This is a genomic window from Vibrio sp. 10N.286.51.C3 (assembly GCF_003050065.1).
GTDB lineage: Bacteria > Pseudomonadota > Gammaproteobacteria > Enterobacterales > Vibrionaceae > Vibrio > Vibrio crassostreae.
Window position 1 is genome coordinate 196,295 of sequence record NZ_PIGC01000006.1, and the last position, 18,165, is coordinate 214,459.

General features: G+C 43.1%; 12 protein-coding genes and 1 pseudogene. 4 read left to right on the forward strand and 9 right to left on the reverse strand.

Annotated elements, in window-relative coordinates; genetic code table 11:
• Positions 1-31: 31 nt before the first annotated feature.
• Positions 32-1,090 (forward strand): hypothetical protein, encoded by a 1,059-nt coding sequence (locus CWO27_RS08755; RefSeq protein WP_102478779.1) that lies wholly within the window; start codon positions 32-34, stop codon positions 1,088-1,090.
• Positions 1,091-1,317: 227 nt separating this feature from the next.
• On the opposite strand, the pseudogene CWO27_RS08760 reads toward CWO27_RS08755, so the two are convergent.
• Positions 1,318-1,494 (reverse strand): annotated as a pseudogene (locus CWO27_RS08760) (gamma-glutamyltransferase); the annotation flags it as partial.
• A 621-nt stretch (positions 1,495-2,115) separates the two neighbouring features.
• On the opposite strand from CWO27_RS08760, the gene CWO27_RS08765 reads away from it, so the two are divergent.
• The 3 genes from CWO27_RS08765 (at position 2,116) to CWO27_RS08775 (ending at position 5,257) form a co-directional block, all read left to right on the forward strand.
• Entirely contained in the window at positions 2,116-3,582 is a 1,467-nt protein-coding gene (locus tag CWO27_RS08765; RefSeq protein ID WP_102478290.1) for a methyl-accepting chemotaxis protein, read from the forward strand.
• A 118-nt stretch (positions 3,583-3,700) separates the two neighbouring features.
• On the forward strand, positions 3,701-4,837 hold the full coding sequence (locus tag CWO27_RS08770) for an outer membrane protein (protein ID WP_102478289.1): 1,137 nt from the start codon (positions 3,701-3,703) through the stop codon (positions 4,835-4,837).
• 9 nt (positions 4,838-4,846) lie between these two features.
• Positions 4,847-5,257, forward strand: a complete 411-nt coding sequence (locus CWO27_RS08775) for a phosphate ABC transporter substrate-binding protein (RefSeq protein ID WP_102286177.1) — start codon at positions 4,847-4,849, stop codon at positions 5,255-5,257.
• A gap of 84 nt (positions 5,258-5,341) precedes the next feature.
• On the opposite strand, the gene CWO27_RS08780 is transcribed toward CWO27_RS08775, so the two are convergent.
• The 8 genes from CWO27_RS08780 to CWO27_RS08815 all read right to left on the reverse strand — a co-directional run bounded on the left by CWO27_RS08780 (position 5,342) and on the right by CWO27_RS08815 (position 18,164).
• Positions 5,342-6,433, reverse strand: coding sequence for a sulfate ABC transporter permease (locus CWO27_RS08780; protein ID WP_102478288.1), 1,092 nt, complete (start codon positions 6,431-6,433; stop codon positions 5,342-5,344).
• Position 6,434: 1 nt separating this feature from the next.
• The gene (locus tag CWO27_RS08785; protein WP_107898854.1) at positions 6,435-6,911 is read right to left on the reverse strand and encodes a hypothetical protein; all 477 of its coding nucleotides are present in this window, start codon (positions 6,909-6,911) and stop codon (positions 6,435-6,437) included.
• Positions 6,912-6,920: 9 nt separating this feature from the next.
• Positions 6,921-10,124, reverse strand: a complete 3,204-nt coding sequence (locus CWO27_RS08790; RefSeq protein WP_107898855.1) for a response regulator — start codon at positions 10,122-10,124, stop codon at positions 6,921-6,923.
• Between the two features lie 214 nt (positions 10,125-10,338).
• Positions 10,339-10,713, reverse strand: a complete 375-nt coding sequence (locus tag CWO27_RS08795) for a hypothetical protein (protein ID WP_076670179.1) — start codon at positions 10,711-10,713, stop codon at positions 10,339-10,341.
• Positions 10,714-10,822: 109 nt separating this feature from the next.
• The gene (locus tag CWO27_RS08800) at positions 10,823-12,961 is read right to left on the reverse strand and encodes an ATP-binding cassette domain-containing protein (RefSeq protein WP_102432437.1); all 2,139 of its coding nucleotides are present in this window, start codon (positions 12,959-12,961) and stop codon (positions 10,823-10,825) included.
• The gene (locus CWO27_RS08805) at positions 12,958-14,544 is read right to left on the reverse strand and encodes an ABC transporter transmembrane domain-containing protein (RefSeq protein WP_107898856.1); all 1,587 of its coding nucleotides are present in this window, start codon (positions 14,542-14,544) and stop codon (positions 12,958-12,960) included. The genes CWO27_RS08800 and CWO27_RS08805 overlap by 4 nt, the downstream gene beginning before the upstream one ends.
• Entirely contained in the window at positions 14,534-15,958 is a 1,425-nt protein-coding gene (locus CWO27_RS08810; RefSeq protein WP_107898857.1) for a TolC family protein, read from the reverse strand. The genes CWO27_RS08805 and CWO27_RS08810 overlap by 11 nt, the downstream gene beginning before the upstream one ends.
• Complete coding sequence (locus CWO27_RS08815; protein WP_102432434.1) at positions 15,933-18,164, reverse strand: ATP-binding response regulator; 2,232 nt, start codon at positions 18,162-18,164, stop codon at positions 15,933-15,935. The genes CWO27_RS08810 and CWO27_RS08815 overlap by 26 nt, the downstream gene beginning before the upstream one ends.
• Position 18,165: the final 1 nt, after the last annotated feature.

Here is an 18,165-nt window from a genome sequence, read left to right on the forward strand (position 1 = left end):
CGGGCTAAGTTCTCCAACTTAAGGTAATACTATGATCAAGAAGAGTTTAGCGACAGCGGTTGCTTTATTGGTTGCAACGTCCGCATTGTTATCAACGTCAGCAATCGCAGCCAATGGCGTTCAACAAATCGTTGATGCACCAGCACAAAATATCAATCAAGTGCTTGAAATGACGGACACTCAAACCCGTATTCAACAGTTGTCTTACATGGCACAAGATCAAAACCAGTCTATCGAAAACCGTACTGGTGCGCTGCAAGAATTGGCAGCTTACCCAAGCCAAAACGCGTTGGTGGCTGTTGCTAGAGGCTTAAAAGATCAAAACCCTGAAGTCCGTGAGGCCGCGGTCATCGGTTCTGAACCTTACCAACTTGAGCATCGTTGGGCGTTGGTATCACCACTACTAAAAGACAGCGACACCATGGTTCGCCACACGGCAACATCGAATCTAATTCGCGACTTTAATGCCTTAGATGAACAACAAAAAGGACAAATCGAGCCACCAGTAAAAGAGCTTATCAGTTTCCTAGAGACGCAAGAATCAGAAAAGTACCAATTATTGTTTGCTGATGTACTTCGCTGGCACAACGAGTGGGATAAGGCAGAAACGGTTTATCTAGAACTCATCAAAACGCATCAAAAAGAGCCACAAGTTTGGTTAAGTTACGCTGATAATTTCCGAGCGCAGAAAAAAGACCAACAAGCGGTCGATGTATTGGATCGCGGCTTGAAACATGTACCCGACAACGCAGCTCTACATTACTCTAAATCATTAACTTTGGTTCGCCTTGAAGACAAGAGCGCAGCGGCCAATGAGATTGAAGTAGCAGCTAAGTTAGCTAAAGACAACAGCTACTACTGGTACCTCAATGGGGTGTTACAAGAAGATTTAGACATCGATAAATCGACAAAGTCATTCGAAAAAGCGTATCTGATATCGGGGTCTCCAGAGCAGTTGTACGCCGTCTGTGACATTTACGTACGCTACGGCAATGAGAAAACAGACGAATGCTTAGTAGAGCTTGCGAAAGTGGCGCCGGGTTATGTGATTGATCAGCTAAAAGAGAAACGAGTAGAGCCAAACTCATAATATTTGAGTGAGTTGATAAACGGAAAGTAGTTATTGAAAAGCCAGTCGAATCATTCGATTGGCTTTTTTGTATTTGGAGTTCTGTTTGAAATGTATCGTTAGAACAAGACACAAGCAAGAGACTTCAAAATGGGTGAGCTTAGCAGCTCACCCTCATTAATTTATTCGCCCATTGAGCTGGATGCACGACGACGGTCTGTTGCACCGTAGATGTTGCCACCTTTGACTTCAATGGCGTTACCACCTTGCTTGAGTATCGAATACCCAGTGCTGCTTACGTATGGGTTTGTCGCACTTACCATAAACTTCTCGCCACTTTCGTCGGGCGTTATTGGAAAAGGGTTTGGTTCAGCCGCGAAACCGACCGCTGAAACCAAGCTTAAAGATAAAGTCGCTATTCGCATGCGTTCTCCGTTTAAGGTATCTGTTTATTCGCTCTAAGGTTGACCGAATAAAAAAGAGGAAGCTCTGTAGCCTGTTGCCTTCTTACACGATACTGACGATGTTGACAGAGTTACTAAATTGTAGGGCATATGGAGAATTTAATTACTGGGGTGATCGTTTGAATCAGCGTTTTTATATTTTTCAACTCGACACAAAGCCTATGGATTACAAGCATCCCCAAATAGGGTGCGAGTAATGCTCCTAATAAACATTAAGTTTTAAACAGGTTATTAAGTTTGAGGTTGAGTTGTATTTGATAAAGTTAAAAATTAAAACTCATGATTTATATGGTTATTTTTTGATTGCTACAATCTATAAACAATATTTACATATTTATCACTATTTTCATATTGACCGATTGAATAACTGGTCAGATCTGTTATTGTTCGGAAAAATAATAGTGCGGTTTGTCATACTGTTTAGCAAGGAAGCTTATGTTTACACTATCGATTAAGAATCGAATTTTGGCGCTATGTTTAGTGTCGTTAGTCGGGTTTATTAGTATTCTATTTGTCGGTGGGGATACGCTCACTAGCAATACCAAGCAGGTTAATAGAATTGACCAAGTCACTTATCCCGTCATGAATTCTGCTTCGCTAAATAGTGTTTTGATCTCTCAATTAGCAGAGCGCTTTAATTTAGCGGTCATTCTTGGTGATGAAGAGATCTTGGAGATGAATAAGCAAACGCTTACTGCGATTCAAAGTAACTTCAATATTCAAATTTCATTGGACCCGTCTTTACAAGGTTCGTCAGCACTTCTACAAAATCAAACCAATCAATATTTCGATCTGGCTTATCGTATCGCGCAAGGCATGATTGACGAAGAGATTAGTCTTAGTGAGGCGGGTCGTCTCGCAAAGCAAAGCACTGCAATCTTAGAAGAGCTCACTACGGGGATGAGTGAGTTTTCGTCGGCTCGTCAGTCAGAGTTTGAGAACGCAGTACAAGAGTTAGAATCAAATAACAAAACAGCTAACCAAATCATGAGTATTTCAGGTGCATTAGCCATGCTTGCAATGTGTATCTTTGGATGGTTCGTGGTGAAAGGAATACGCAAAGATTTAGCAAATATCAGTGACAAAATGCGCGATATTGCGGAAGGGGATGGTGATTTAACGGTTCGCTTACAACACGAGAAAAACGACGAACTAAAACCACTCGTTGAATCATTCAATAGTTTTGTTTCTCATCTACAACAAAATGTAACGCATACAATCGAGAACGTCACTCAATTGGACACTATTTCTAGCGCTTTGGTGAGCTCTAGTCAGGTCACGAACGAACTTTCGACCAAACAACATCTTTCTATTGAAGAAGTATCTAGCTCATTAAATCAGTTGTTTGTTGCTGCTAGAGAGATTGCGACCAACGCGAATGATGCTTCGACTTCAGCTTCGAGTGCCAGTGAGCAGGCGACTCTAGGAGAGCAGCAGGTTAAAAGTACCATTTTAGCCGTGCAAGAACTGACGCACGATGTAGGTAATGCTTCACAAGTGGTTAAGCAGTTGAATGACAATACTCAAAGTGCCGGCTCTATCTTAGAGGCGATCAGCGCTATTGCTGAACAGACTAATTTACTCGCGCTTAATGCTGCAATTGAAGCGGCGCGCGCGGGTGAACAAGGTCGTGGCTTTGCTGTGGTTGCTGATGAAGTTAGAACGTTAGCATCAAGAACACAAACGTCGACACAAGAAATCCAATCTGTACTTTTACAGCTACAAGAACAAGCAAAAACAGCCTCTACAATCATTTCGGATAGTGTGACGAAAGCTGAAACCTGCGTAGAAAAGTCACTTGTTGCTGAAAATTCACTACAAAAAATCACTTCTGAGATCACTGAAATCAGTCAGCGAAACGAAAGTATTGCCGCTGCAACTGAAGAGCAGGAGCAAACCTCAACTCGTATAGAAACTTTTGTCGAAGAAATTAGAAAAATGGCAGAAGGTACAAGCAACAGTGTTAAACAAGTCGACGCAGTTGCCCAAAATATTCAAGAAGTTACTCGTAACATATCAACATTAACTGGCCATTTTAAGGTGAGTTAAGCCCCCTAGAATCATTCCTTCTCTCTTTCTGGCTATGCCTCAAGGAGGGCGGGAGTATGCCCAAAATTTGGGTTAATTACATAAAAACAAGAAACAACATAACAAATTGGAGTTAGTTATGAAGAAGACAGTGGTTGCTGCCCTAGTAAGTATGGCGTTTGGAGCAAATGCTGCAAATATGGATAACCTTCGTATTAGTGGATTTGGTTCTGTAGGTATCGGTAAGTCAGATAACGCAATCGGTTATGCTGGCTACACGGACGAAAAATTGGATTGGGAGCAAGAAACACTAGCGGGCTTGCAGTTTGATTTTCAAGTTAACGAGCGAGCGAAGTTTGTGACCCAAATTGTTGCAAACAGTCGTTATGACTATGAACCAAAAATTGAAATGGCTTACGCCTCTTATGATTTTGATTCATTTACCGCTCGTGCAGGTAAGCTGCGTTTACCTCTGTTTTTCTACTCTGACTACACCGATCTTGGTTACGCATATCCTATGATCAGACCCTCTCAAGAATTGTATGAAAACATTGTTTTGAAGGGTTACACGGGTGCTGATTTATTGATTCCAATTGAGCTTGAAGACTCAAGCATTCTTCTTCAGCCAGTAGTGGGTATTGGCACTATTGATGAAGATGACTCAATTGTGGGTGAAGTGAAACTGGATAAATTATTCGGTATCAGTGCTAACTGGAACGTAGATGACTTTACCTTCCGTGGTTCATATTTTGTTGCTGAATCTAACCCATCTTGTGATTTCCAAAGTTCACAAGATCCGTACTGTCAGCTAGGCGCATTGCTAGATGGCCAAGATGGCCAGTTTATCTCACTTGGTGCTCAATATGACAATGGTGATCTTTTGGTTAACGTAGAAGCTGCAGACGTCCAATTGGAAGGGCAGTTTTACGACTATCAATCGGTGTCTGGCTTGGTCGGCTATCGAGTCAATGAATTTACACCTTACGTTTCTGTTGGTTGGGTTGAAACTACTGATAACGAAGTTCGTGAAAATATGACAAGCACAGCCATCAAAGAGTCGATGAATTACGAGCGCCTTTCTTACTCTGTCGGTAGCCGCTGGGATTTTGCCAAGAATATGTCTTTGAAAGCAGATGTCACTTATGTGGATTACCGAGATACAAGCGGTGGCTTCCAAAGTAATGTTGAGACAACGGTGGATCCAAGAGTTGCGACTGGTAACTACCTTGAAGACAGCTCTATTGTTTATTCAGCACGTCTTGATTTCGTATTCTAAGGAGGCAACATGAAAAGTTTACTGACAGCAATAACTATAGCGGTTCTTTCATTTAATGCCTCTGCAGGAATGGTCGTTATTGGTAACAATGCAGGTGTTGATTCATTATCAAAATCTGATGTTAAAAAACTCTTTATGGGTAAAAAGAGCAAACTATCAAATGGAACGAAAGCACAAATTGTCGAACTGGCTGATGGTTCTGAGGGGCGACTCGCCTTTCACGAGGTAGCGACAGGGCGCAGTGAATCACAGCTTCAATCAGCTTGGTCACGACTGGTCTTTACAGGTAAAGCCGAAGCTCCTATTCAGGTCGCTGACTATAGTGCCGCAATTACAACGGTAGCTTCTAAAACTAACGCTATCGGATATGTTGATGAAACGGCAGTGACAGGTGACGTGAAGGTTCTCTTTAAATACTGATCCGTTGTTACTTATTCATCATAAAAAAGCCCAAGATTACGTGAGTACCTTGGGCTTTGATTTGAATGACGATTGAATTCTAGGTTAGAAAACGAAACTCAACATGATGGTGTAAAGAACAGCGTCTTTATCATCAAAGCCTGTCTGGGCGTTAAAATCTTCAACAAAGGCACCATTTGTTTTACGAGCTTCAAAGTACTGCACCTCACCATTGATGGACACGTTAGGTAACACGTCGTAATCAACACCAATTAAATAGCTGTTACCTGTTAGATGTTCATTAGAGTCAAACTCTGCTCCGTAAACGACGTATGGAGTGAATAAATCTAGTCTATAGCCCAAACTAGCGTATATCGAGGACGAGAAGTCACTGATTTGTCCTTCACTTGCAAGCACCGCTTGACCTAATTCATACTCAGTACCTAACGACCAAAGTTGAATGTGTTGGTTGTCTTGTTTGCTACTGAATGGAGCTGTTATCGAAGTTCCAGGGATTGTAATCGTGCCAGAAACGGTTTGATCAAAATTGGAGTCGAGGAATGATAAGTTCCAACGATAGTTTTCACCGCTCAATTGAAGATTGGCACCGAACATTCGGTTGGTTTCAAATTCCAGCTCTGTACTCGAATTAAAGTCGACTTTGTTTTTGTCTTTTACACCGAAGAAAGGTGAGAGCAATAGCGTTGCTTCATCACTGACATCATGAGTCCAGCTCACTTTTATGCCGTTGAAAGCTGTGATTCCGAGAACGCTGTTATACACCTCTGTCGGTGGCCTTGCTGTCATATAGGCTTGGCCTACATAGTAGTACTCAGAGGCAAGGAATAGTGGCAGTCGCAATCGACCAACGCTTACATCAAAGTCATTAAATTCATAGCCTAAATAAGCCCACTCTAGCTGCGGTTCACTCCAGTCATATTGGGGTGGCTTGACAACTTGCACGGAAGCTTTGAATGAGTTGTAGAAGTAATCGAGTTGAACACCAAATGTGGTATCGCAGTCGTAACAGCTCTCATCAGTAAAACCGCGGTTGATGATCAATGGATTATCGTTATCCGATGTTGCCCAAGATGTTGAACCAAAACCACTTAAAGATAAATTATCGGTAAGTTCAATAATGGCAAAGGCCGGAGAGGCAATCGAAGCACATAGCACTAGCGTAATTATTTTTTTCATATTATTTCTCCGAACTTATAACGTAGAGAATGTTGGCATTTTGAGGAACCGAAGAGAGTGGGGAGTAACCAATACGGTTTGGTTTGTCGTCTAGCCAGTCGACTAAACTGTCGGTTGAAGCCGTTTTGATTTCTCTTGGATAACGAGCTTTTCCTGAAAAAGATAAGCCAGCCCAGTGTGCGTTCATTTGAGCGGCGTTCTTCCCAAGTAGAAGCTGATAAAATGCCTCTCTTTCGGCGCTGTTTTCAGGCCAATCAGAGAGTTCTACACGCTTGCCGTTGAGACGTTTGGTTTTACCTCGATATAGCTTTCTCGCTTTGTTGATTGATATCTCTTCAAACCCTGAGTCTAAAGAGAATATGGCGTATTCTTCTGCAGCATGAGCGGGGCTGAGAAGAAGTAAGCTTCCAAACAACCCTACCACTGCTGGTAACAGCGCTCTGCTCGAGAGCGTTTTAATTGTTTTGATCCAATTCATTGGTTTCTCCTAACAAGTCGCACTTTCTATTTGGTGGAATAGTTTTTCTTTTCTTACGGGCTTCGCTACGTACCCATCCATTCCGGAATCAAAGCACTTTTGAATATCATCATCGATAACACTGGCGGTTAACGCGATAATAGGAGTCTTGCTTAAGCCTAGGTTTTTCTCGTGTTCTCGAATCTCCTTAGTGGCGGTGAAGCCATCCATCACCGGCATCATGCAGTCCATTAAAATAATGTCGAAACTGCTGTCATTCTGATACATATCAACGGCGATTTGCCCGTTGTCTGCAATTTCAAAGGCGTAACCGGCCTTTTTGAGCATGACTGAAGCAACTTTCTGGTTTACGCGATTGTCTTCAACCAGAAGGATCTTCTCAGATTTGCTTGGCACAAAGTTAGGCTCAGCTTGCTCTGGTAATGTTTTCTTGGCTGTTTGTGCACTATGAATAGGAGTAACGGTTGAACTTGTTGATGCTGCTGGCGCGTTATGTGTAACTGGCAGTGGCATTGCTTCTACAGCCGCAAGCACTTTCTCCTTCAACATCTCGAACTTGAATGGTTTTGGTACATAATCATCCATACCCACGTCGAAACACTTTTGAATATCGTCATCAATCACACTGGCGGTGAGGGCGATAATAGGGATGCGGCGCGTGGCGCCAGTTTCTTTTTCAATTCGTCGGATGTTGCTTGTTGCGTTGAAGCCATCCATTACTGGCATCATGCAATCCATGAGTATCGCAGCGTAATGAGGGTTGGCGGTGAACATGTCGATGGCCTCTTGACCATTATTCGCAAACTCGAATTCAAAACCACTTTTACCGACGTGGAGTCCAGCAATTTTTTGGTTGATCTTGTTGTCTTCGACGATGAGGATTTTGTGTTGGATGGTCGTAGTTTGTTGGTTGGCTTCTGACAATTCAGCTAAACCTTGCGTATCACAGAGCTCAACCGCTTTAATCAAACGTAATCCAAGTAGGGGCTGCGATACCTGAGCAGTAACGCTATTACCGATGTCAGCTGGCTCACTTAAGAAAGAACGAATCAAACAGATAGTGATGCCGTTTTGGTGCAGCTTATCTAAATCAGTGGTGTAGTCATTGGCTTGGAACTCGTCATCTTCAGCAAAAATTACGGTGATTGGTTTATTGTGTTTTTGAGTTACGAGCTGTTGTGTGATCGTAGCTGTGTTACTCACTTGCTGAGTAACCTTCAAGCCGTAAAGGTTAAGATCCCATTCTATGCGTTTAGAGAGCATGTTCTCGTTACCTAGAACATATATGTCAGCTGTTGCTGTGCTTGGTTTCGGTAGCATAATATCGACGGGTAATTCTAAGTCGAAGTAGAAACAGCTGCCTTCGCCCTTGACGGAGTCGAGCTGAATCTGGCCACCCATCAGTTCAACCAACTGTGTGCTAATGGCTAGGCCAAGACCAGTACCTCCGAATTGACGTGTGGTTGAATCATCTTCTTGAGCAAAGGGTTCGAATATTTGTTTCTGTTGTTGTTTGTCGATCCCAATACCGGTGTCTCGTACAGCAAATCTAAGGGTGACACTATTTTCTGACTTGTCGAGTGTTTGAATTGATAGGGTGACACCGCCTTCTGCAGTAAACTTCACCGCATTAGACATGAAGTTCATTAGGACCTGTCTTAAGCGGTGATCGTCAATCATCACACGAGCAGGTGTGTCAGGGCTGATATCAACGTTGACTGAAATTTTTTGTTCTTTCGCTTTTGGCGCCACAATAGAGGCGATGTCGTATATCGATTCTCTAACGGATGCTGAGTGTGGACTGATCATTAGCATGCCAGATTCAATCTTAGAGAAGTCCAAGATGTCGTTGATTAGGCTCAGTAGCAGTTGGGACGAGGTCTCAATCGTATCAACATAATCGCGTTGGGTCGGTGTGAGAGGGGTGTCTGCAAGAATCTCAGAAATACCAATAACGCCATTGAGTGGGGTACGAATTTCATGAGACATATTAGCTAAGAAGCTACTTTTCGCTTTGCTGGCCTGTATTGCGTGATCTTTCGCTTGTTCGGCGTCCTCTTTGGCTCTCTCAGCGTCTTCTTTGGCTAGTGTTAGTTTCTCTTTAGCGAGCTCTCGCTCGATGGTCAATCGCTTAACTTGTTGAGCAAATAGGCTGAGCTCATCTTTACCCTGAATTAGTTTGTCTAAAGAAGGGCGCTGTTCAGCGTTTTCGCTTTTTAAGAAAGCCAACACCAAATTGAGGTTGTTGGTTACTTGTCTCGCTAAACTTAAGGTTAGCCCCATGACCATGGCTGCGAGCAGGGCAACGATGGAGATAAACAGTGTTCGTTGCACTTGCGCATCTGAGATCGCTTGCTCAACTTCTTGTTGGAACTCTTGCTTGATAACATTACCGAGGCTTTGTAATAAGCTGAGTCGAGCACTCATCGCCTCTAACCCAACAGAAACCTCTTGGGGTGTCAGTTGGCTAATGGCGTTTAGATCAAGCAGTGCGTTTCTGATCTCTTGGCTCTGAGCAAACACGTCGTTTCTAAATACCTCAACCATCAATGACACTTGATGTTCGTTGGCGTTCAATGACACAAAGCGTTCTAGGAACAGTTGTTGTCTTTCACTCAGAGTTTCGATCTGTTCAGCGAGTTCTGGATCGTATTCTTGGCTAGTTTGGAATATCTCAATCAGTGAAGTGCCCAGTTTGAACTCTTCGTTCGACCAGAACATCAACCATTCGAGTTGTTGTAATGCGGTGAGGTGTTGTTGAATTTCGCGCTTGGTATTTTCGAATGGGACTTTTTCTATCTCAAGCAACAGTTGCTTGTATAAATCACTCTGCCATTCAAGAGCGTCCAACTTATCGTAAGTGTCAGTCGCTTCCATCGTGGATAGGGTCGCTTCACTGAAGTCAGCCACCAGTTGATTCATATCATCCGAAGCGTCTAAAAAAATGATGGGTGACAGCGTTTTTAATTCTGCCTTTACTTGATTGCTTTGTGTCGCGAATTCTTCAGGGCTCGAAGCCAGAGTACTCCGATATAAGATCGAAATATCTTGCAAATACACAGATAACTGATTGGTTCGTTCAAAATCTGTTAACTGAGTCGTTAAAATATACGCTTGTCTGCCTGCTAGAAAGAGCAGTAGTGAAATGGGAAGTAGAACTAAGCCAAAGAGTTTATGTTTGACTGAAAGGTTATTCCAGACCGTAATCGCCATATAAGGATCCATCCAACTGTTTTTATATAAAAACAGTAGAATAAAAATGCGGATATGGAAACCTTGAAACGGTAAATTTAATGGAAGTGTGGGAGGGGTATAAGTTCTTGTGATTCCACAGCTTATTTTGAAATATCTTCTCTTACTAGCAACTTATAGCGATTGTTAGTCGGTTTAATTTTTATGCTTATTGATGAATAGCTTATAAAGCGAGTTAATGAGGGCGCTTTTTATCGAGACTTAGTTCAAACAGAAGTTGCTCTAACACGGTTTTTGCTGAGGGCTCTAACGCCCAAACCCCTAGCATTCTGTTTAGCGCGGCGCGATACACTCTGTTTTTGAGTAGGAAAGCGAGCGTACTCGTATCGTTGTTCAAAACATGTGTTTGTATGACGGTTAGCTCAGCTTTGTTCTCGATATCGACTTTCTGAAGGTTGAAAGCGGGTAGAAAGGCACACTCATACCAAACCTCAACGATCTCTCGAAGTTCGATCTCCTCTTCAGGCACATCGCAGCCCTGAAGTTGATGGTTTTCAGGAATTGCGGATAAGTAAGCGACATCAAGCTTGTCTGCAACGAATGTGTACATTTGCTTCCTTGTTACATGTGATTTCAGATCGAATCATCTCTCTCACTTATGTTTTTGTCAATTACATCCATTTATTGAACGAGTAATCTGTGAGTAAGCATCGTCGTGTTTAACTTAAACTGTTTAAGTATTTGTCTGTTAAGCCAAAATATTTCAAGTTGCCATCAGGTTCTAGAACCAAACTCATATTGGAAGTAGCGATCAAACCGGGATCATTGGTTGAAAAAATGACTGTTTTATTCAGCAGCTTATCGCTGAACAGGCGGTTAAAATACTGCGCGTTTTCATTTTCAGCCCCGTTGAACGGTTCATCAATGATTATAAGAGATTGTTCACAGTTACCTAAACCAAGCGCCAAACGCAGCTTTTGTTGAATGCCATTGGGAAGACCTTTGCACTTATCGACACTCAATTGAGTCGCCAAGCCTTCTGGCAGCCATTCGTCTAGCTCGAAGAAGCTCACCATCTCCTGCATTTTCTCTGTCGGAATCAATCCATTGTGTAAAATGAAATTGGTCTCCAAAGAACCTTCGAAAATGTGCAAATTGAAAGGGATGTAGTTAATCGACGTTCGATAGCGATAGCTGTTGAATTGCTTAATGTTATAGCCATCGACAGACACCGCGCCCTGATAACGATCTTCTAAGCCAGCCATGATTGAAATCAGCGTGGTCTTTCCGCTGCCTGTCGGTCCACATATAACGACTTTTGCACTGGGCGGTATCTTGAAGCCAAGGTTGGTTAACCCTGTTGCTGCTCCTGTATAACGGTGACTCACACCACTGCCCACAATAGTGCCTTGGAATAAGCGAATAGGCGGGCTCTTCTCTAAGGTCAATTTATCGTCATTCATCGACATCAAGTTGTTGATCTGTGCCGACGAAGCCTTGATGGATTGAAATTTAGAAATTGAGTTATAGATGCCCATTATCGGGCCTAGTGCTTTCCAAACGAGAATAACGGTTGCAAGCATCGCACCCGCATCAGAAGTGCCTTCCATTACTCCGATTACTGCGGTCACGATACTTGCCGTACCAATCACCTGAATCAAACTACCGCCAGCCGCCTGAATTTTACTGTTGGTTACAGCAACGTTCTCGGCATCACTGGTGCTTTGCATATGGGAGGCACTAAAGCGAGATTGAACCACACGCAGTAAAGGCAAACCCTGAATGGTTTTAATACCACGAAGGATTTCATTCCATTGATAAGAGACCATCGCATTGGCGCGAGAGCTTTTGGATGTGGCTTGAGAATAGATATAGCGTGAGTATACACAGAACACCAACATCAAGATTAAGCCGCCCATCACCACAAGCGCTGCCGTGCCAGACATTAGGGCAATCGCGATGATAAAAACAATCACAAACGGCATATCAAAGTAGCTGAGGGTTGATTCTGCGGTTACTAAGCGACGGAAGGTATCGATATCTTTCAATCGCGCCAGTTGAGATGAAACCCCTGCAGTTGATGTCATTGCGTAAGGTAGCCAAAGCAGTTTCGATATTACGGCTTGAGATATGTGAACCGCGAGATCTTTACCGGAGGTAGCAATGATGTTGACTCGCATCTTTTTAAAAAAGTATTCCGAAAAACCCACAATAATGGCAAATAAGGTCAACCAATAGAGTGTCGCTTGAGAACTCGAAGTAAGCGCGAAGTTATACACACTCATGATAAAGAATGGCTGTAATGCGCCCAGAATACTGATCACGAAGCTAAGAATGATCAGGCTTTTAAGTTCATTGTTATAACGATAGAAAGCGTACTTTATCCAATTGCTTCTGTCCTGAGATTCCGGTGGTGGTTCACGAAACAGGCGAGAATATTCACTAATTGCAATCAACAAACAGGGCTTCTTACACATTGGATATTCAATGGTGTTGTTGTTCGTGTAATCAAACAACATCAGCTTTCCATCTTTGGTACCCAAGAAGATGGCGCTCAGATTTTCTATCTCAATAAAGCATGGGTGAGGGTACTTATCGATATTCTCTAGCGTTTTTAACTGGGTGACATCACACCGGTATCCAAGACGTTCTATGGTTGCAGTAAAGCTGTCGCTGTCTTTTGGCTTGGGAATAAAGGCGTCACTGAGTATAGAGGGCGTACCTTCCCATTCAAGAGCAATCAAGGTATAAGCCAAGCCGCGAATCAGAGGTGAATGACTGTAACGCTCGTCATAACCGCTTGCTTCAAAATCCGAAACACGTTGAGAGACGTTGTTGAAGTCCACAAGGATACTCATTGGTTACCTCCCGTAAGCTTGACACGTTTGAGGCGGTGGTTAAGTTTGTCCATCTTATTGCTGGCGATGATTAAGATTTTGTCATTGGCACGATAGGCGGTACTGGTCAGCACGACGCGCGCAAATTCCTCATCAAAGACACAATCTATATCGTCGAATATCAATACACGTTTACTGGCGAGCAGGGCTCTGACTAATAACAGAGCATATCCAACTTGGCGAGAGAATGGATTGCGCATGTGCCCTTTGAGTTCCGTATAAAAACCAGCAGGAAGTCCGTCAATTTGCGCCTTGATGTTCATGGTTTCGCATAAGGCGAAAGCGGTGTTATTCAAGCTTGGACGGAAACACGTTAGGTTATCAATAATGGTCCCTTCCACGAATGAGCTTGTTTTATCGACCATCAGCACGCTGTTACGCCAAACGTTGTAGTTTACGTCACTCAGAGGCGTGTCATTAATCATGATGTCCAGTTTGTTATCATTGTTCTGACGTGTAATACAGTTAGCAAGGTGGGTCTTACCGGAGCCACTTTCCCCGGTAAGCAAATAGGTTTGTCCGAGTTCAAATTCGATACGCTGCTTTTCAGAATATTTAACAGAAATACGTTCTACTTCGGTCGTCTCATGTTGATGTTCAACCGACGCGGCCAGTTCAAGAAGCTCGGCGATGCGCTGTATATGGAGTTTGTTTAGTTCCCAACGGCTCGCGGTACGCATCACTTGTTGGTATGGCGCGAAGTAACGGTTGGTCAGCATGATTATCGCGGCCATAATGCCTTGGCTTGACTCCATATTGATCACGGCTGTTGCCAATACCACAACAACACAAGCAATTGATAGTTGTTGGATGAGCGCTAAGATCAAGCCAAAATTCGATTCAATCTGTTCGTATTTGATGTTTTCAACTTCACGTTCCTCGACCATTTGTGTCATCAGGCTTTCAACGCGGTATTCCATGTTTCGCGCTTTGATGTCCAGCGGGCTTGAAATAATTTCAATGATTTTGGACGTCGTTAAGCCCTCTATATCGGACTTGTTCTGTAAGCTGCCAATCTTTTGTTTAGAAAGGCTCCAAGCGAAAATAGCTAAAATGAGCGAGGCAATCAGAAGCGTCACGCCAGCCCATATGTTGATTAGACCAATAATAAGGATGGTTATTACGCTGACGGCAAGGTTTATCAGAGCTCGAACCGATTCGCCACCAAAGAAGGTTTTCAGTTCAGGAATGGTTGAGATTCGTTCGAGGTATTCGCCCGGTTCTAAGCGGCGAAATTTAGAGATCTCAGCCAAACAGATGGATTGGAATACCTTGTTGGTTAAGTTGGTCTCAAACTGCCTCATGATGACGGAAGATATCTTCTCTTCCTGATTTTTCAGGTGGTAGTCGAGGAAGATAGAAATCAGGATAATCGCGAACAGCAAGAACAAGGTATCTTGTGCTTGGTTGGGTAATACTCGGTCGAAAATGATTAGAATGGAGAAGGGCAGTACCAAGCCAAATAGAGTGGAAATTATTGTAGAGAAAGTCAGATAACACTTATCTGCCATATTGATCTTTTGAGAAAACTGCTCAGTTTGCATTACGACCTCCTGTTTTCAACGACTCAGTTGAGAGAAGGTGTTTAGGTACTAATTCTTGATTGTTTCGTCCTTCGATATCACTCATCAATTGCATGATGCTTTCGATAGATTGAATCGAGAGTACGCCTTTTGTTTGTTCAAGCTTAATGGTTTCGATGATGTAGTCGTATCGTGCGCTTTCATAATCTCTTAAGGCGCTGAAAAGCTTACTTTCTGCGGCCAATAAATCGGTGATCGTACGGGTGCCTAACTGGTATGCCCTTTGAATACCTTTATAAGAGGCATAGTTGGCGCGAATGATGTTCTCGTAACTGCTTATAGATTGCGAAAAATCGTTAATGTTGAGCACTGAGGTGTTCACGCTGTTGCGCGTGGTGTAAAGCGAGTCTTGATAAAGCAGCTCGGTACGTTCAATCGCCGTCGAGGATTTTTGATATCCGTAGTAATCAGAGCCACCAGACAAGATAGGCAAGGCTAGGTTCAAGCCAACGCTGGTTGAGTTGCTTTCGCCTGTTGCTGTGATGTCGGTTTTATCGTAGTTATTGGCGTCATCGTGACGATAACTGGCTGAAAGCGACACGGTAGGTAAGAAGTTTGTACCGCTCTCTTTTAAGCTTCTACGGCTTCTCTCGACGTTTTTCTTCGCCACTAACAAGTCGTTGTTGAGCTTTAATGCTTGATCCATGATTGAGTGTTGTTCGCTTTCGTTTATCTCTTTTAATGGGACACTTTCGTATATATCTTGTGATGGAGTGATAGGGTACTGAATCTGAATGGATAGTCCGTTGAGAATGACACGGCGATCTTTCTGCAAGGTTCTTAATCGATTCGACACGCCTTCTTTTTGAGCGATAACTTCGTACAGTTCACTTGCGGCTGTGTTCCCCAATTCTACGTTACGTCGCATCTGATGTTCACGTGTTTCAGACGACTTAAGCTCAACCTTGGTCGCTTTAATCTGTGCATTGTTTTTCAAATACTCAAAGTATTGAGAGCCGATTTCTGAGATGGTGCTTTGGGTTTTGTTCTCGTGTTTAATTTCTTCAATATCGAAGTCGAGCTTAGCTGTTCCATATTTGAAAATATCGCCCAGATTGAAGATCGACTGGGAAAGAGAAAGGCTGTAGCTGGTTGAGTTATAGCTAGAGGTTTCATCTGGTACGCTCGATAACAAGGTCTCATTCTCGTTCCATGTGGTATCTGCTGCGCCATTGAGTGAAGGTAGAAATTTAGAACGACTGATACCTATGTTGTACTCGTTTTCTTCGACACCTTTATCACTGGCGCGAAGGGATAGGCTGTTTTGCAGGCCGAGTTCGACCGCCTCAAGCAGGGTTGTCCCCGATGCTGAAGGTGTCGTGATTAATGTAAGTGCAGCTATGATGCTGCTAGTTAAGTTTCTGTACCGCCACATACTTGTTGATCACCTTGATGATTTGGTCGCTTTTATAAGGTTTGCTGATCACGTAATCCATTCCGGCCTCAATACAAGCCTGGTGTTCGTTACTGCTGGTCAATGCGGTTGCACCTATGATGGTACAAGGGTTTTTCTCGTTTTGTTGTTCAAATTGTCGAATACGTTTTGTCGCCTCAATGCCGCCCATCCCTGGCATGATGCAGTCCATAAAAATGATGTCTGAGCGTTTATTCATGAAGTGTTTCACTGCGTCAGCGCCATCGCCAACCATGTCTGGTTCATATTCTTGTTTGGTAAGAATCCGTTTAAGTAAAATCTGCTGAACTCGGTCATCCTCTACGATAAGGAATGAGCTGTTTTCCATCTGCTCTTCCGATGCTTCTGCTTCCATAATGGTGAGTAAGTTAGGAATAAACTCATAGGGGATGGCTGGTGAGTTGATGATCTTGTCGACGAAGCTATGACATTCTTGTGCTTGCTGAGTACTGGTTACTGACAACAGTAACTTGGTATTTGGATGATTCTTTAGCTGAGATTTCACCGTCTTACTCAACGACGGCAGCTTGTTGGGTTCAAAGGTATCGGTGAGCATAATCGCGTCGTAATCACCGAATGTTTTCGCCGCTGAGAAAAGCTCATTTGCAGTGCGAATCTCGGTGATGTCTAGCCCCAAGTTGCTGAGCATCTTCTTCATCACATCAATACGGATTTGAGTATTGGCACACAACAGCAAACGCTTGCCATCAAAGCGAGTCTTCTCTGTGTGGAAATTCTTAGCCTTGAGATCAAGTTCGATCTGAAAACGTTCCTGAGCCCCGGATTGGAACCAGTGACTCTCGTAATATCTGTAATCTTTCAAAACGCTTTTAGCCAAGTCATCTGTGTTCGCAGTATGGTCTTTGTGAGCGCTCCAATGGAGTTTATTTAGCTTAGCTACAGAGACATCCAACGTTGAAAGGAAATTCAGGTTGATGGTGACACGGGTATTTTCCATATCAGAAGCCGCGCCAAACTCTATTGTCACGAATAACTTCTTGTTTGATTTAAGTTGGATGGCATTAGAAAGCTGCAGGAACAATATCCAGAACAAGCTGGTGGATTGGCCTGCAACACGGTTCGGCAAGTTGTCAGAGATAAAGCAGTCAAGTTGACCTTCGTTCCTCTGAACTTTGGCGCTGATATGAATCATCAATTCAGACAACACGTTCAGTAGAGAGAACTCCTTCGACTTACTTTCCGTACCCTGTGAAATCAAACGGTTATAGTTTTCTGCTAACTCAGATAAGGTACTACACGCAGAGGTAATATCCTTCGCCATCAATACGCCGTTTTCATCGGTTTCTTGCACCAGATATTGGACACCACCGTTGATGGTGTTGGTGATTCCGCGAATCTCATAGCCGATTAGCGCATACAGCTGTTTGTAGAGATCGTTATTGCGCTTTTGGTCTTCCAATTTACTGAAGATCAGTTTGAGATGAGAGTAGATCTGACGCTGCTTAGGGTTAATGCTCACTTCGTTAAGAAGCTCTTCAAGCCGTTGTAAATCGAGCTGCTTCAGCTCTTTGTATAGAGCGTCGAATTCATAGTCGATTTCGCGTTCGTTCGAGCTGGATTTCTTCAGTTTCAACATAGCAACTGAGTTGGATAGAATAGTAATCACAGCCAATATCACGACCACCATAAACAACCAGATAAAGAACTCGTTTTTCTTAGACATTAAGTCATTCGCATGGTTGTTAAACATGGTGCGATAGTTGTCATCCATCTGAAGGTAGTTATTGGTCAGTGAAAGGTACAAGCCTAATACGTCGTTACGTGTTTTAGGGCTATCAGAGAAACGATTAATCGCTAATTCCAGTTGCGTGTATTCAGTTGCTCCAACCAAGCTGAATTCGGTTTTGTTCAACGAGGCTAAAGAGCGAAATTCATCAATTTCACGCTTCAAGTTAACTAGATTGAATGCGTTAGTACCGCAAGTGTTGGTACTTAAGCAGAGCTGCAGAGTTTGAATATCTTGTTCTATGGTCTGATTAAGTTTCTGGGCTTGTATGAGCAGTGGGGCACTTTGCACTTGTGCGACTGAGTCTACTTTTGACCAAGAAAAGTATAAATAGAAAGCGAGTGCAGCCAAGACCATGCTAAATAGTATGCTTAGGCGTACAGCGGGTACGGAAATATTGTACGAAGGTTTTCTGCTCATT

Bases quoted from the DNA above. Each gene is read 5' to 3' on its own strand.
- CWO27_RS08755 (WP_102478779.1), top strand. From the start codon at position 32: ATGATCAAGAAGAGTTTAGCGACAGCGGTTGCTTTATTGGTTGCAACG.
- CWO27_RS08765 (WP_102478290.1), top strand. From the start codon at position 2,116: ATGAATTCTGCTTCGCTAAATAGTGTTTTGATCTCTCAATTAGCAGAG.
- CWO27_RS08770 (WP_102478289.1), top strand. From the start codon at position 3,701: ATGAAGAAGACAGTGGTTGCTGCCCTAGTAAGTATGGCGTTTGGAGCA.
- CWO27_RS08775 (WP_102286177.1), top strand. From the start codon at position 4,847: ATGAAAAGTTTACTGACAGCAATAACTATAGCGGTTCTTTCATTTAAT.
- CWO27_RS08780 (WP_102478288.1), bottom strand. From the start codon at position 6,433: ATGAAAAAAATAATTACGCTAGTGCTATGTGCTTCGATTGCCTCTCCG.
- CWO27_RS08785 (WP_107898854.1), bottom strand. From the start codon at position 6,911: ATGAATTGGATCAAAACAATTAAAACGCTCTCGAGCAGAGCGCTGTTA.
- CWO27_RS08790 (WP_107898855.1), bottom strand. From the start codon at position 10,124: ATGGCGATTACGGTCTGGAATAACCTTTCAGTCAAACATAAACTCTTT.
- CWO27_RS08795 (WP_076670179.1), bottom strand. From the start codon at position 10,713: ATGTACACATTCGTTGCAGACAAGCTTGATGTCGCTTACTTATCCGCA.
- CWO27_RS08800 (WP_102432437.1), bottom strand. From the start codon at position 12,961: ATGAGTATCCTTGTGGACTTCAACAACGTCTCTCAACGTGTTTCGGAT.
- CWO27_RS08805 (WP_107898856.1), bottom strand. From the start codon at position 14,544: ATGCAAACTGAGCAGTTTTCTCAAAAGATCAATATGGCAGATAAGTGT.
- CWO27_RS08810 (WP_107898857.1), bottom strand. From the start codon at position 15,958: ATGTGGCGGTACAGAAACTTAACTAGCAGCATCATAGCTGCACTTACA.
- CWO27_RS08815 (WP_102432434.1), bottom strand. From the start codon at position 18,164: ATGAGCAGAAAACCTTCGTACAATATTTCCGTACCCGCTGTACGCCTA.